Source organism: Muricoccus vinaceus, assembly GCF_042433125.1.
In the GTDB taxonomy this organism is placed as follows: domain Bacteria; phylum Pseudomonadota; class Alphaproteobacteria; order Acetobacterales; family Acetobacteraceae; genus Roseomonas; species Roseomonas vinacea.
The window spans coordinates 475,032-489,514 of sequence record NZ_JBHLVZ010000084.1 but is presented as its reverse complement, the minus strand read 5'-3'; the positions used below and the strand labels follow the sequence as shown (position 1 = coordinate 489,514).

Here is a 14,483-nt window from a genome sequence, read left to right as displayed (position 1 = left end):
AGGAAACAGCCATGTCCGACTACGTCTCCCAGCACCTCGCCAACACCGCCCTCCTCCGCGACGAGGCCCATATCGACACCACCGAGCACGACGCCTGCGGCGTCGGCCTCGTGGCCGCCCTCGACGGCATTCCCCGCCGCGAGGTGGTCCAGGCCGGCATCGACGCGCTGAAGGCCGTCTGGCACCGCGGCGCCGTCGACGCCGACGGCAAGACCGGCGACGGCGCCGGCATCCATGTCGAGATCCCCCAGGACTTCTTCGCCGAGGTCGTCGAGCACGGCGGCGACCGCCTGCGCCCCGGCCGCATCGGCGTCGGCATGGTCTTCATGCCGAAAACCGACCTCGGCGCGCAGGAGCGCTGCCGCTCGATCGTGGAATCCGAAATCCTCATCGCCGGCTACGGCATCTACGGCTGGCGCCAGGTTCCCATCGACGTCGCCTGCATCGGCGAGAAGGCCAACGCCACCCGCCCCGAGATCGAGCAGATCCTCATCTACGACCCGGAGCAGCGGGACGAGGCGACCTTCGAGCGCGACCTCTACGTCATCCGCCGGCGGATCGAGAAGCAGGCCATCGCGGCCCAGATCCCCGACCTCTACCTCTGCACGCTCTCCTGCCGCTCGATCATCTACAAGGGCATGTTCCTGGCCGAGAGCCTCTCGGTCTTCTACCCCGACCTGCTGGACCCGCGCTTCGTCAGCCGCTTCGCCATCTACCACCAGCGCTACAGCACCAACACCTTTCCCACCTGGCGCCTGGCCCAGCCCTTCCGCACCCTCGCCCACAATGGCGAGATCAACACGGTGCACGGCAACGTCAACTGGATGAAGAGCCACGAGACGCGCCTCTCCCACGCGCTGCTCGACCCCTTCATGGAGGACATCAAGCCCGTCGTTCAGGCCGGCAACTCCGACACGGCGTCGCTCGACAACGTCTTCGAACTCCTCGTCCGCGCCGGCCGCGACGCGCCGATGGCCAAGGCCATGCTCATCCCCGAGAGCATCGGCTCCAACGCCACCATGCCCACGGCGCACCAGGAGCTCTTCCTCTACTGCAACGCCGTGATGGAACCCTGGGACGGCCCCGCCGCCATCGCCGCCACCGACGGCCGCTGGGTCGTCGCCGGCCTCGACCGCAACGGGTTGCGCCCCATGCGCTACACCATCACCGCGGACCGCATGCTCGTCGTCGGCAGCGAGACCGGCATGGTCCGCTTCCCCGAGGAAAGCGTCATCGCCCGCGGCCGCCTCGGCCCGGGACAGTGCATCGGCGTGGACCTGGAGGAGGCCCGCTTCTTCGACGACGCCGCGCTGAAGGACATGCTCGCCGCCCGCAAGCCCTGGGGCGACTGGACGCGCCGCACCACCCGCATCGACGAGATCGTCAAGGCCGACGCGCAGGAAACCGCGACGCTGGAGGGTGAGTCCCTCCGCCGCCGCCAGCTCTCCATGGGCTACACCCTGGAAGACCTGGAGGCGATCCTTCATCCCATGGTGGAGGAAGGCGCCGAGGCCATCGGATCGATGGGCGACGACACCCCCATCGCCGTGCTGTCCCGCCAGTACCGCGGCCTGCACCACTATTTCCGCCAGGCCTTCGCCCAGGTCACCAACCCGCCGATCGACAGCCTGCGCGAAACCCGCGTGATGACGATCAAGACCCGCCTGGGCAATCTCGGGAACATCCTCGACGAGGACCCGACCCAGTGCGACATGCTGATGCTGGACAGCCCCGTGCTGTCCAACGCCGAGTTCGCGGCCATGCGCGGCTACATGGGCGACACCGCCTGCGAGGTCGACGCCACCTTCCCCGTCTCCGAAGGCGAGCCCGGCCTGCGCCGCGCCATCGAGCGCATCCGGCGCGAGGCCGAGGAGGGTGTGCGCTCCGGCTGCGCCCACGTCATCCTCTCGGATGAGGCGCAGACCCCCGACCGCGCCGCCATCCCGATGATCCTGGCCGTCGGCGCCGTCCACACCCACCTCGTGCGCCACAGCCTCCGCACCTTCACCAGCCTCAACATCCGCAGCGCGGAATGCATGGACGTGCACTACTTCGCCGTCCTCATCGGCGCAGGCGCGACCACGGTGAACGCCTACCTCGCCCAGGAAAGCATCGCCGACCGCCATCGCCGCGGCCTCTTCCCGGGCCTCTCGGTGGAGGAATGCGTCGCCAAGTACCGCAAGGCCATCGACAAGGGCCTGCTCAAGACGATGTCCAAGATCGGCATCGGCGTCCTGTCCTCCTATCGCGGCGGCATGAACTTCGAGGCCATCGGCCTCTCCCGCGCCCTCGTCGCGGAGTTCTTCCCGGGCACCCAGTCCCGCATCTCCGGCATCGGCCTGTCCGGCATCGCCCGCCGCGTGCTCGACATGCACGCCGCCGCCTGGGACGCCGCCACCCCCGTCCTGCCCGTCGGCGGCCTCTACAAGCTCCGCCGCCGCGGCGAGGCGCATGCCTTCGAGGGCAGCCTGATCCACCTTCTCCAGAAGGCCGTGAACGCCGACAGCTACGAGACCTACAAGCGCTACAGCCACGCCGTGCGCCAGCTTCCCCCCGTGGCGCTGCGCGACCTGCTGGACTTCCGCACCCCCACGGCCCGTCCCCTCCCGCTGGAGGAGGTCGAGAGCATCACGGAAATCCGCAAGCGCCTGCTCGCGCCCGGAATCTCGCTCGGCGCCCTCGGCCCGGAGGCGCACGAAACCCTCTCCATCGCCATGAACCGCATCGGCGCCCGCTCCGACAGCGGCGAGGGCGGCGAGGACCCCGCGCGCGCCAGGCCCCGCCCCAACGGCGACAACGCCAACTCCGCCATCAAGCAGATCGCCTCCGGCCGCTTCGGCGTGACCGCCGAGTACCTGAACAACTGCCGCGAGATCGAGATCAAGGTCGCGCAGGGCGCCAAGCCCGGCGAGGGCGGCCAGCTTCCCGGCTTCAAGGTGACGGAGCTCATCGGCAAGCTCCGCCACTCCACCCCGGGCGTCACGCTGATCTCGCCGCCGCCCCACCACGACATCTACTCGATCGAGGATCTCGCCCAGCTCATCTACGACCTGAAGCAGATCAACCCGGAAGCGACCGTCTGCGTGAAGCTGGTGTCCCGCTCGGGCATCGGCACCATCGCGGCCGGGGTCGCCAAGGCCAAGGCCGACGCCATCCTCGTCTCCGGCCATTCCGGCGGCACCGGCGCCTCGCCCGTCACCTCCATCAAGTATGCCGGCCTGCCCTGGGAAATGGGCCTCTCCGAGACCCACCAGGTCCTGCTGCTCAACCGCCTCCGCCACCGCGTGAAGCTGCGGACGGACGGCGGCATCAAGACCGGCCGCGACGTGGTCATCGCCGCCATGCTCGGCGCGGAGGAGTTCGGCATCGGCACGGCCTCCCTCGTGGCGATGGGCTGCATCATGGTCCGCCAGTGCCACTCCAACACCTGCCCCGTGGGCGTCTGCACCCAGGACGAGGCGCTGCGCGCCAAGTTCGAGGGCACGCCGGAGAAGGTCATCTCCCTCTTCTCCTTCGTGGCGGAGGAGGTGCGCGAGATCCTGGCCTCGCTCGGCGTCCGCAAGCTCGAGGACGTCATCGGCCGCACCGACCTGCTCCGCCAGGTCTCCCGCGGCGCCGAGGACCTCGACGACCTCGACCTGAACCCCCTCCTGGTCCAGGCCGATGCCGGCGGGCATCCCGCCTACTGCACGCTGGAAGGCCGCAACGAGGTTCCGGAAACCCTCGATGCCGACATGATCCGCGACGCCGCCGCCCTCTTCTCCCGTGGCGAGAAGATGCAGCTTCAGTACAACATCCAGAACACGCACCGCGCCATCGGCACCAAGACCAGCTCGATGATCGTCCGCCAGTTCGGGATGACCGGCCTCCAGCCGGGCCACCTCACCGTCCGCCTCCGCGGCTCGGCTGGCCAGTCGCTCGGCGCCTTCGGCGTCCGCGGCCTGAAGCTGGAGGTGCTCGGCGACGCCAACGACTATGTCGGCAAGGGGCTCTCGGGCGCCACCATCACCGTCCGCCCCGGCCCCTCCGCCAACTTCGTCTGGGAGGAGAACACCATCGTCGGCAACACCGTCCTCTACGGCGCGACGGCCGGCGAGCTCTTCGCGGCGGGGCAGGGGGGCGAGCGCTTCGCCGTCCGCAACTCCGGCGCCACCACCGTGGTGGAGGGCATCGGCGCCAATGGCTGCGAGTACATGACGGGCGGCACGGTGGTCATCCTCGGCGCCGTCGGCGACAACTTCGGCGCCGGCTTCACCGGCGGCCACGCCTTCGTCTGGGACGCCGACCAGACCTTCGAGCGCCGCCTCAACCGCGACACCCTCCTCTGGGCCCGTCTCGGCTCCGCCCATTGGGAGGGAATGCTGCACGGCCTCGTCGAGCGGCATGTGCGGGAAACCGGCTCGCGCCTCGCCGCCCGCATCCTGAACGACTGGTCCACCGAGCGCGACCGGTTCTGGCACGTCGTTCCCAAGGACTACGCCAAGCTCCTGCCGAAGCCGATGAGCGACCGGCTGATGGCCGCGGAGTGAGGGAACAGGGCCGGCGGCCAGCCGCCGGCCCTCGAGGCGGCTCGGCCTACAAAGCTTGACACTACAGGGTGTTGCGCGCGGTCCTTAAAGCGGCAGCGCGCCTTGCCCGCCGCGCCCCGGGGTGGCAAACACCCGCCCCGTGCGCATCCTGTATCACCTCCCGCTCTCCCCCGCCTGCCGCAAGGTGCGCCTTGCGCTCCAGGAAAAGCGCATCCCCTTCGAGCTGCGCGCCGAGCGCATCTGGGAGCGGCGGGAAGAGTTCCTGGTGATGAACCCTGCCGGCACCGTCCCCGTGCTGGAGGAAGAGAACGGCTTGGTTCTCGCCGACAGCAACGCCATCTGCGAGTATCTCGACGAAGCCTATCCGGACATGCCCCTTGTCGGCCGCACCCATGCGGAGCGCGCCGAGGTCCGCCGCCTGGTCGCCTGGTTCGACGGCAAGTTCGACCGCGAGGTCACCCGAAACCTCTACTTCGAGAAGCAGCTCAAGCGCATGCTGGGCCGCGGCAACCCCGATGCCGGCGCGCTCCGCGCCGGCTACGCCAACATCAAGCCGCACATCGAATACCTGGGCTGGCTGGCCGAGACCCGCGCCTGGCTCGCGGGCTCGCAGATCTCGCTCGCCGACCTCGCCGCCGCCGCCCACCTCTCCTGCCTCGACTATATCGGCGACGTCGACTGGTCCATGAACGACGCGGTCAAGGACTGGTACGCCCGCGTGAAGTCTCGCCCCGCCTTCCGCCCCCTGCTGGCCGACCGCGTCAGCGGCCTCACGCCCCCCAACCACTACGCCGACCTGGACTTCTAGCCCCGCCGCCGCGGCGCCTGATCCAGCTCCAGGTTCCGCCGCGCCACCGCCGCCGCGCCGCCCTCCGGCTCCCGCGCCAGCACCGCCTCCCAATCCTCCCGCGCACCCTCGGTATCCCCGGCCATCCGCCGCAGGATGCCCCGTTCCAGCAGCGCCGCCGCATTCCCGGGGTCGATCGCCAGCGCCCGCGCGACATCCGCCAGCGCCTCGCCGGTCCGCTCCAGCCGCCTGAGCGCCGCCGCGCGGAACACCCAGGCCTCCACCCGCCCCGGCTCCAGCGCGGCCGCGCGCCCCGCATCCTCCAGCGCATCCCCGAAGTGCCCCAGCGCCCCGGAGGCCGCCGCCCGGTCCACGAGCAGTCCCGCATCCGCCGGCGCAAGCGACAGCGCCAGGGTGATGGGCCCAAGCGCCCGCCGCGGCTGCCCCGCGAGCATCCAGGCCTGCCCGGCCTCCCCCAGCCAGGCGGCGCGCGCCGCGTCACCCGCGCCCGGCCGCCCGCCCAGCGCCTCCAGCCGTGCGGCCCCCCGCTCGGGCTCCCCGCCCGCCACGATCGCCAGGGCCGCGCAGCGCCGTGCCCCGTCTCCCCCGCCGCGCGCTTCCCAGGCCAGGGCGAAGTCCAGCGCCGCGGCGCCACCGGGACGCAGCCGCTCCAGGCATTCCTTGTCATCGCGCGCGGGCGCCGGCGCCCGCGCCGCTTCGGGCAGCGCGGGCGCCGGGGCAGGGGGGGCGGAGCCGATCACCCACCACCAGCCCCACACCGCAACCGCCAGCGCGGCAGCGCACGCCATCGATCCCGTGCCAGGCTTCATGCCCCAGCCTAGCCCGCAGATCCCGCAATGCCCAAGAATGGGGAATGGACCGCAACCTCCTCCTCATCGGCCTCGGCTTCAGCGGCGCCGCCATCGCGCGGGATGCCCTGGCGGCCGGCTGGCGGGTCACGGCCACCGCCCGCGACCCCTCCGCCGCCCCTGCCATCCCCGGCCTGTCGGTCATTCCCTTCGCGGGCGCCGGCCCCGGCATCGCCGCCGCCACCCACCTCGCCGTCACGGCCCCGCCGGGTGAGGCGGGCGACCCCGTGATCGCCGCCCACGCCGCCGCGCTCGCCAGGGCCCCCCTCCGCTGGATCGGCTACCTGTCCACCACCGGTGTCTACGGCGACCGCGCCGGCGCCTGGGTGGACGAGGCAACGGAACCAGCCCCCGCCCAGCCCCGCTCGATCCGCCGCCGCGCCGCCGAGCGGCAGTGGGAGAGCTTTGCCCCCCGCACTGCGGTGGACCTCTTCCGCTGCGCCGGCATCTACGGCCCCGGCCGCTCCGTGCTGGACGACCTCCGCGCAGGCACCGCCCGCCGCACCGTGCTGCGCGGCCACGCCTTCGGCCGCATCCATCGCGATGACATCGCCCTGGCCGTGCTCGCCGCCGCCGGCGACCCGCCCCCGCCCGGCCTGCGGGTCCTGCACCTGTCCGACGACGAGCCCGCCGAAAGCGCGGCCGTGACGGAAGGCGCCGCCCGCCTCCTCGGCATGGACCCGCCCCCCGCCGTTCCCTTCGAAACGGCCCGCGCCACCATGTCCCCGATGGCCCTCTCCTTCTGGTCGGAAAACCGCCGCATCGCCAACACCCGCACCAAGCAGGCCCTCGGCATCGCCTGGCGCCATCCGACCTGGCGCGAGGGGCTCGCCGCCATCATCGCCGAGGGCGGCTGATCCCTCTGCCGCAACCCCACCCAGGGGCGGGCGTTCGCCCCCTGCTCATCGGAACAAGGAAGCCCTCTGCCATGCGTCTCGACGGTCCGGAAAGCGACAACGTCGAGGACCGTCGCGGCAGCGGCGGGGGCTTCGGCGGCGGCGGATTCGGCGGCCTGGGTGGCGGCAGGCGCGGCGGCGGCATCGCGGTCGGCGGCATCGGCGGCGTGGTTCTGCTCGTGGTCGCGCTGCTGCTCGGCGTGGATCCCTCCACCATCCTCGGCGGCGGCGAGATGGCACCCCAGCAGCCCGCTCCACAGGAACGGCGCTACGACCCGGAGCCCGCCCGCCCGGCGCAGCGCCAGGCCCAGAACGAAAGCCAGGGCCAGGGTGGCCAGGAAGACGCCGGCCGCCGCTTCATCGGCCAGGTGCTGGGCGAGACGGAGCGCGTCTGGAACGCCCAGTTCACCCAGCTCGGCCGCCGCTACGAGGAGCCCGTGCTGGTTCTCTTCTCCGGCGCCACCCAGTCCGGCTGCGGCGCGGCCCAGGCCCAGACCGGCCCCTTCTACTGCCCGGAAGATCGCCGCGTTTACATCGACCTGGAATTCATGGCCCGCCTCCAGCGCCAGCTCGGCGCCACCGGGGAATTCGCCGCCGCCTACATCGTGGCCCACGAAGTCGGACATCACGTGCAGAACCTTCTGGGAGTCCTGCCGCAGGTCCAGCGGGCCCAGGCCCGCGCCGATGGGGCCGAGCGCAACCAGCTCCAGGTCCGGGTCGAGCTGCAGGCCGACTGCTTCGCTGGGGTCTGGGCCAACCAGGCCAACCGTGCCCGCCAGATCCTGGAGGATGGCGACATCGAGCAGGGCCTGAACGCCGCCGCCGCCGTGGGCGACGACCGTGTCACCGGCGGCCGGATCCGTCCGGAAAGCTTCACCCATGGCAGCTCGCAGCAGCGAGTCCGCTGGTTCCGCCGCGGCCTGGAAAGCGGCGATATCCGCCAGTGCGACACCTTCCAGGGCTGACCCGGGAAGCCTGACATTCCCTCCCCCTCGCGGGGGAGGGACCGAAGCCTAGCTGTTCGCCTCGATCATGGCCCGCACCTTCGGGTAAACCTCGCTGGCCCAGCGCCGCCCGCTGAACACCCCGTAATGGCCCACGCCCGTCTGCAGGTGGTGCCGGCGGTTCGCCAGGGGGATGTTCGGGCAAAGGTCCAGCGCCGCCATGGTCTGGCCGATCGCGCAGATATCGTCCCGCTCGCCCTCCACCGTCAGCAGTGCTGTGCGCCGGATCGCCTCCGGCCGCACGGGCTTCCCGCGATAGGTCAGCGCCCCCCGCGGCAGGTCATGCTCCTGGAAGACGCGCTGCACGGTCTGGATGAAGTACTCCGCCGGCAGGTCCATCACGGCGAAGTACTCGTCGTAGAAGCGCCGGTGCGCCGCCGCGGCCTCGGTGTTGCCGGCCACGATGTTGGCGAACTGGTTCCGGTGCGCCCTGACATGCCGCTGCATGTTCATGGACATGAAGGCCTGCAACTGCACCGCCCCCGGGTAAACCCGCCGCCCCGCGCCGGCATAGCGTCCGGGCACGGTGCCGATCAGGTTCTGCTCGAACCAGCCGATCGGCTTGGATTGGGCGAGTTCGTTCACCTTGGTCGGGCTCACCCGCGTGTCGATCGGCCCGGCCATCAGCGTCATGCTGGCCGGAACCGCCCGGTTCCGCTCCTCGGACATCACCGCCACGGCCGCCAGCGTCGCGGGCGCCGGCTGGCATACCGCGAGAACGTGGCTGCCCGGCCCCAGCACCTCCATGAAGCGGATGATGTGCGAGGTGAAGTCGTCGAAGCCGAACGCCCCGGCCGAGAGCGGGACGTCCCGGGCGTTCACCCAGTCCGTGATATAGACGTCATGGTCCGGCAGCAGCACCTCCACCGTGCCCCGCAGCAAGGTGGAGAAGTGCCCGGACATCGGCGCCACCACCAGCACCCGCGGCTGCTGCACCGAGGTGTCCTTGGCGAAGCGCAGAAGCGTCCCGAAGGGCGTCTCCAGCACCGCCTCCTCCGTGACCTCCACGTCGCGGTTGCCCACGCGCACGGTGGTGAAGTCGTAGCCCGGCCTCGTATGGGTGGTCCTGGCCTGGGCCACCATGTCGAAGGCCGCGGCCGTCCGGCGGATGAAAGGCGCCGCCAGCGGAAGGGCGGCGGTCACCGGCTCCATCTGCTTCAGCAAGCGCCCGGCACTTTCGGCGAAGGCCCGGAAGGGGAATTGCAGGTCCTGCTGCGCTTGCCAGAGCTGGTAGATCATGCAGGCCGCTTCGATTTCATCTGACGCATTGCCATGGAACGGCCGGGCAGGGTCATGGGTTTGATCACAGTTCGGGATGGTGGGCCTCGCCCCCATCGAGGTCAACAGTGTGGCCCGTTTCGCTCCCGGCTTGTGCCTCTTCTGCCGCAGCGCCCCTCCGCACCCGCCGCAGGGGACAATGGAACGGTTCTGGCATAGCCTCCGCTCCAGGCCGGCAGAGCACCCGGCGGCGCGAAAGGACAGCAAAATGGAACGGGCCCGGCTCCTCATCAGCAGCAGGAACTACTCCTCCTGGTCGCTCCGGGGCTTCCTGATCGCACGCCTCGCCGGGCTCGACTTCGAGGTGGAGAGGGTGGACCTGGACGACCCCGCCGCCCGTGCGGAACTCCTGATGCGCGCCTCCTCCACCCGCATCCCCTGCCTCCTGCACGAAGGCCTGCGGATCTGGGACACCACGGCCATCGCCGCCCATCTGCACGAGGCCTTCCCCGAGGCCGGCATGCTTCCCACGGACCGAGCCGCCCGCGCCCGCTGCCGCTCCATCTCCGGGGAGATGCATGCGGGCTTCCAGGCGCTCCGCGCCTCCCTGCCCATGAACCTCCGCGCCCACCGCCCGGGCTTCCGCGTCTGGGCCGGTCCGCAGGCGGACATCGACCGAATCCTCTTCATCTGGCGGGACTGCCTGGAAACCTGGCGCGGCCCATGGCTCTTCGGCAGCCGCCCCAGCGTGGCCGACGCCATGTACGCCCCCGTGGTCACGCGCCTCCTGACCTACGACGTCCCCCTGGCGGGCGCCTGCGCCGCCTATGCCGGGCGCATCATGGAATGGGCACCCATGGCCGAGTGGCTCGCCGCCGCGCAGGAGGAACCCGAGCCCGACATCCACGAGCTGGAGGTGGAGGCGGAGTTCTGAGCCCCGCCCCGCCGGCCCCGAAGGCTCAGTCCAGCTTCGCCCCGGCGGCCCGCACCACCTCCCGCCATTTGTTGTTCTCGGCCTCGATGTAGCGATCGAAGGCGCGGGGCCCGAGCGGCCGGGGCGCGCTGCCGATGTCGCGCAGCCGCTCGGCCGTGGCGGGCTCGGCCACCGCGCCCAGGATGGCATCCGCGAGCCGCTCCTGCACCGGCGCGGGAATCCGCGCGGGCGCCTGGAAGCCGAACCAGGCCACCGCCTCGAACTCCGGCACCCCCGCCTCGATCACCGTCGGCACCTCCGGCAGGGAAAACCAGCGCGCCGAGGAGGTCACCGCGAGGCAGCGCATCCGCCCCTCCCGGATATGCGGCAGGTAGCCCGGCAGGTTGTCGATCGCGACCTCCACCCGTCCCCCCAGCACGTCCGGGATCACCCCCGAGGTGCCGCGATAGGGGATATGGGTCAGGTTCACCCCGGCCTTGGTCTTCAGGTATTCCCCGCAAAGGTGCCCCGAGGTTCCGTTGCCGGGCGTGCCGTAGTTCAGCTCCCCAGGCCGTGCCTTCGCCGCCGCCAGCAGGTCCGCCAGGGTCCGGAGCGGCGAGTCCTGCGCCACCACGATCCCGTTCGCCACCTCGTTCACCAGCGCCAGGCTCGCCAGGTCGCGGGTCGGGTCATAGGGCAGGCGGGAATAAAGGAACTGGTTGATGCTGGCCGTGCCGATGGTGCAGCACAGGATGGTGTGCCCGTCCGGGTCCGCCTTGGCCACCGCGTCGCTGCCCAGGTTGCCGCCCGCGCCCGGCCGGTTGTCCACCACCACCGGGAAGCGGGAGGGCTCGCCGCCCTGGCCCAGCAACGCCGGCATGCGCTCCGCCACCACCCGCGCCGTCAGGTCGGTCGCGCCCCCGGCCGGAAAGGGCACGATGATCCGGATCGGGCGGTTGGGGAAAACGCCCTGCGCCCGCGCCACGAAGGGCGCGGCCAGGGCCGGTGCCGCCAGCAGCGCGGCGCGGCGCGACAGGGCGCCAAAGCTGTTTCTCTGATCCATATGACTCACTCCCAAGCCGCCTTCTTAACTCGCTCGCCCACTCGCTCACTCAACCGTCGCGCCGGATCTGCGCACCACCTCGCCCCACCGTGCCGTCTCCGCCCGCACGAAGGCGGTGAAGGCGGCGGGCGTCGTGCCGCCGTCCGGCGTCAGGTCGGGCATCATGCCGCCCACGTCCGCCATGCGTGCCCGGGTTTCGGGCTCCTTCACGACGGCATCGATCGCCGCACCCAGCCGCTCGATGATCGGCCGCGGCGTGCGGGCCGGCGCCTGGATACCGAACCAGGCCGTCGCCTCCACGCCGGGCAGCCCTTCTTCGGCGGTGGTCGGGCAGTCCGGCAGGGCCGGGGTGCGCGTGGCCGTCGTCACCGCCAGGGCCCGCAGCCGCCCGTCGCGCAGGTGTCCGATCGCGGAGGGCAGGTTGTCCACCCCCACCTGCACCCGCCCGGCGATCACCTCCGCCAGCATCGGCCCCGCGCCGCGGAAGGGCACGTGCGTCATCTCGATGCCCGCCTCCATCTTCAGCAGCTCCCCCGTCACGTGCAGCGACGTCCCGGCGCCCGAGGAACCGATGTTCAGCCTTCCCCGGTTCGCCTTGGCATAGGCCACCAACTCCCGCAGGCTCCGCACCGGCAGGGCGTTCGTCACGAAGATGACGTTGGGCACGCGCACCACCAGCCCCACCTCGGCCAGGTCCTCCGGCCGGTAGGGCATGCGGTCGCCGTAAAGGGTGTAGTTGATGGCGCCCGAGGAGATCGCCTGCATCAGCACCGTGTACCCGTCCGGCTCCGCCTTGGCGACGTAGTCCGCGCCCACATTGCCCCCGGCCCCGGCCCGGTTCTCCACCGTGAACGGCTGGTTCAGCCGCGCCTGCAGGCGCTCCGCCAGGATCCGCGCGGCCACGTCGGTGGTTCCGGCGGGGGTGAAGGGCACCACCACCCGGACCGGCCGCGCCGGCCAGTTGCCGGCCCCTGTTTGCGCCCACGCGCGAATCGGAAGGCCCGACAGGGCAGGAGTGGCGAGCAGCGCGCGACGCGAAACATTCATGAACAACCTCCTTGAGCAACCGCGCGCCGGGGTCTCACGCCCCTGTTCCGCCGCGGCGACAACAAAAGACGTGCCCGCCCCCACGGGCTCTTGCAAGGGTGTTCGGACAAGGGCTTGCGCCGGGCCGCAATCCGGTCGACCGCTCGTGCAGCCGAGTTCGGCCTGCCGCGTTGCGGAAACAGGTTCGCCTGGGGATGAGGCTGCCCAGGCCGTGTCCGGGTCGGACATGCGTCGGAATGCGTGCGTCAGAGAGCGTAAGGGGTTCGAACCGCATGGGATTTCTCCAGACCTATGCCCGCGTGCTGGGCCTGCTGGCGCCGGACAAGTGGGTGGCGATCGGCCTCGCCCTCGCCTCGCTCGCCCTGGCCGGCCTGCAGTTCCTCGAGCCGGTCCTCTTCGGCCGGGTCGTGGACGTGCTGACCAGCGCCGACAGGCTGCCGCAGGACGTGGTCTGGCGCTCGGCCGTCTCGCTGCTGGTGGTCTGGGCGGCGGTCGGCATCACGGGCATCGCGGCCAATGTCGCCGTTTCCCTGCTGGCCGACCGCATGGCGCACCGCAACCGCCTGACCGTCATGCACCGCTACTTCCAGCACGTGCTCGCCATGCCACTCTCCTTCCACGGCGACACCGCCTCGGGCCGCCTGATGAAGGTCATGCTGGTCGGCACCGACCACCTCTTCGGCATCTGGCTCTCCTTCTTCCGCGACCACCTGGTCACCTTCATCACCGTCATCGTGCTGCTGCCGCTCACCTTCTTCATGAACTGGCGCCTCGCCCTGGTGCTGCTGGCGCTGGTGATCATCTTCTCCATCGTCGCGGCCTATGTCGTCAGCCGCACGCAGGAGGCGCAGGAGCGGGTCGAGGACTTCCAGAGCCAGCTCGCCGGCAACGCCCAGGACGCGCTCTCCAACGTCGTGGTCGTGCAGTCCTTCACCCGCCTGAACGCCGAGGCCCGCCTCTTCGGCGACATCGTGCGCCAGGTGCTCGACCACCAGTTCCCGGTGCTCAACTGGTGGGCCATCGTTTCCGTGCTCACCCGCTCCGCCAGCACCATCAGCGTCATCACCATCTTCATGCTCGGAACCTGGCTTCACATGCGCGGCCAGGCCACCGTCGGCGAGATCGTCGCCTTCATGGGCTTCGCCACCATGCTGATCGGCCGCCTGGAAAGCGCGGTGGGCTTCGTCTCGCGCCTGCTGATGCAGGTGCCGGGCCTGCGCGAGGTCTTTTCCGTGCTCGACGCGCGCAGCACCGTGCCCGAGAAGCCCGACGCCATCGACCTGCCGCGCGTCCAGGGCATGGTCCACTTCGACCACGTCGCCTTCGGCTATCCCGGCGGCGGCCTGATCCTGAACGACGTGAACTTCGAGGCGCCTCCCGGCAAGACCGTCGCCCTGGTCGGCCAGACCGGCGCCGGCAAGTCCACCGCCATGTCCCTGCTCCAGCGCCTCTGGGATCCCGTCCAGGGCCACGTCACCATCGATGGACACGACCTGCGCGACATCTCCCTCGAAAGCCTGCGCCGCAACGTCGGCGTGGTCTTCCAGGACGCCATGCTGTTCAACCGCACCATCAAGGAAAACCTGCTCATCGGCCGCCCCGACGCGACCCAGGAACAGCTCGAGCACGCCTGCCGCATGGCCGAGGCGCACGACTTCATCATCCGCCAGCCCCAGGGCTACGACACCCGCGTGGGCGAGCGCGGCATCAGCCTTTCGGGCGGCCAGAAGCAGCGCCTCTCCATTGCCCGCGCCCTGCTGAAGGACCCGCCCATCCTCATCCTGGACGAGGCCACCAGCGCGCTGGATGCCGCCACCGAAGCCCGCGTCCAGCGCGCGCTGAAGGCCCTGATGGCCGGCCGCACCACCTTCATCATCGCCCACCGCCTTTCCACCATTCGCGACGCCGACGAGATCCTGGTCTTCGAGTACGGCAAGATCGTCGAGCGCGGCACCTTCGCGGAGCTGGTCTCCCTCGGCGGCCGCTTCGCCGAGCTCGTCCGCACGCAGCTTTCCGGGCCGGAGCAGGCGAAGGCGGCAGCCGTCGCTGCCTGAGGGGGCGCGGGCGCGACCGCCGCGCCCGCTTGGTTCAGGTTACGAAAACTTCACGGAGGCGTGACACCGCCTTTTCCCGCTTGCGGCCTCCCCCCTCAACCCT

10 protein-coding genes are annotated in these 14,483 nt (G+C 71.0%); 6 read left to right on the top strand and 4 right to left on the bottom strand.

Features of this window, described 5'->3' with window-relative positions:
* Positions 1-11 precede the first annotated feature (11 nt).
* Both gltB and fzlA read left to right on the top strand, forming a co-directional pair.
* Entirely contained in the window at positions 12-4,529 is a 4,518-nt protein-coding gene (gene gltB, locus ACFFIC_RS25435) for a glutamate synthase large subunit (protein WP_377055655.1), read from the top strand.
* 139 nt (positions 4,530-4,668) lie between these two features.
* Complete coding sequence (gene fzlA / locus ACFFIC_RS25430) at positions 4,669-5,337, top strand: FtsZ-binding protein FzlA (RefSeq protein WP_377055748.1); 669 nt, start codon at positions 4,669-4,671, stop codon at positions 5,335-5,337.
* Here the strand turns inward: fzlA and ACFFIC_RS25425 are convergent.
* Complete coding sequence (locus ACFFIC_RS25425; RefSeq protein WP_377055653.1) at positions 5,334-6,125, bottom strand: tetratricopeptide repeat protein; 792 nt, start codon at positions 6,123-6,125, stop codon at positions 5,334-5,336. The genes fzlA and ACFFIC_RS25425 overlap by 4 nt on opposite strands.
* Before the next feature lie 65 nt (positions 6,126-6,190).
* Here ACFFIC_RS25425 and ACFFIC_RS25420 point away from each other — a divergent pair, with 65 nt between their 5' ends.
* Positions 6,191-7,042, top strand: coding sequence for a Rossmann-fold NAD(P)-binding domain-containing protein (locus ACFFIC_RS25420; protein ID WP_377055652.1), 852 nt, complete (start codon positions 6,191-6,193; stop codon positions 7,040-7,042).
* 71 nt (positions 7,043-7,113) lie between these two features.
* Positions 7,114-8,046, top strand: coding sequence for a KPN_02809 family neutral zinc metallopeptidase (ypfJ, locus tag ACFFIC_RS25415; RefSeq protein WP_377055650.1), 933 nt, complete (start codon positions 7,114-7,116; stop codon positions 8,044-8,046).
* A gap of 48 nt (positions 8,047-8,094) precedes the next feature.
* Here the strand turns inward: ypfJ and ACFFIC_RS25410 are convergent, their stop codons facing one another.
* Positions 8,095-9,324 carry a polyhydroxyalkanoate depolymerase gene (locus ACFFIC_RS25410; protein WP_377055649.1) on the bottom strand — a complete coding sequence of 410 codons (1,230 nt, stop codon included), beginning with the start codon at positions 9,322-9,324 and terminating at the stop codon, positions 8,095-8,097.
* Between the two features lie 247 nt (positions 9,325-9,571).
* Between ACFFIC_RS25410 and ACFFIC_RS25405 the strand changes: the two genes are divergently transcribed.
* The gene (locus tag ACFFIC_RS25405) at positions 9,572-10,237 is read left to right on the top strand and encodes a glutathione S-transferase (RefSeq protein WP_377055647.1); all 666 of its coding nucleotides are present in this window, start codon (positions 9,572-9,574) and stop codon (positions 10,235-10,237) included.
* A gap of 25 nt (positions 10,238-10,262) precedes the next feature.
* Here ACFFIC_RS25405 and ACFFIC_RS25400 read toward each other — a convergent pair whose 3' ends face one another.
* Positions 10,263-11,279, bottom strand: a complete 1,017-nt coding sequence (locus ACFFIC_RS25400; protein WP_377055645.1) for a Bug family tripartite tricarboxylate transporter substrate binding protein — start codon at positions 11,277-11,279, stop codon at positions 10,263-10,265.
* Between the two features lie 45 nt (positions 11,280-11,324).
* Positions 11,325-12,326 carry a Bug family tripartite tricarboxylate transporter substrate binding protein gene (locus ACFFIC_RS25395; protein ID WP_377055643.1) on the bottom strand — a complete coding sequence of 334 codons (1,002 nt, stop codon included), beginning with the start codon at positions 12,324-12,326 and terminating at the stop codon, positions 11,325-11,327.
* A 272-nt stretch (positions 12,327-12,598) separates the two neighbouring features.
* Here ACFFIC_RS25395 and ACFFIC_RS25390 point away from each other — a divergent pair, with 272 nt between their 5' ends.
* The gene (locus ACFFIC_RS25390) at positions 12,599-14,380 is read left to right on the top strand and encodes a glucan ABC transporter ATP-binding protein/ permease (RefSeq protein WP_377055641.1); all 1,782 of its coding nucleotides are present in this window, start codon (positions 12,599-12,601) and stop codon (positions 14,378-14,380) included.
* The last annotated feature ends 103 nt before the right edge of the window (positions 14,381-14,483 follow it).

Coding starts and splice junctions, on each gene's coding strand:
- gltB (WP_377055655.1), top strand. CDS start 12: ATGTCCGACTACGTCTCCCAGCACCTCGCCAACACCGCCCTCCTCCGC.
- ACFFIC_RS25425 (WP_377055653.1), bottom strand. CDS start 6,125: ATGGCGTGCGCTGCCGCGCTGGCGGTTGCGGTGTGGGGCTGGTGGTGG.
- ACFFIC_RS25420 (WP_377055652.1), top strand. CDS start 6,191: ATGGACCGCAACCTCCTCCTCATCGGCCTCGGCTTCAGCGGCGCCGCC.
- ypfJ (WP_377055650.1), top strand. CDS start 7,114: ATGCGTCTCGACGGTCCGGAAAGCGACAACGTCGAGGACCGTCGCGGC.
- ACFFIC_RS25410 (WP_377055649.1), bottom strand. CDS start 9,324: ATGATCTACCAGCTCTGGCAAGCGCAGCAGGACCTGCAATTCCCCTTC.
- ACFFIC_RS25405 (WP_377055647.1), top strand. CDS start 9,572: ATGGAACGGGCCCGGCTCCTCATCAGCAGCAGGAACTACTCCTCCTGG.
- ACFFIC_RS25400 (WP_377055645.1), bottom strand. CDS start 11,279: ATGGATCAGAGAAACAGCTTTGGCGCCCTGTCGCGCCGCGCCGCGCTG.
- ACFFIC_RS25395 (WP_377055643.1), bottom strand. CDS start 12,326: ATGAATGTTTCGCGTCGCGCGCTGCTCGCCACTCCTGCCCTGTCGGGC.
- ACFFIC_RS25390 (WP_377055641.1), top strand. CDS start 12,599: ATGGGATTTCTCCAGACCTATGCCCGCGTGCTGGGCCTGCTGGCGCCG.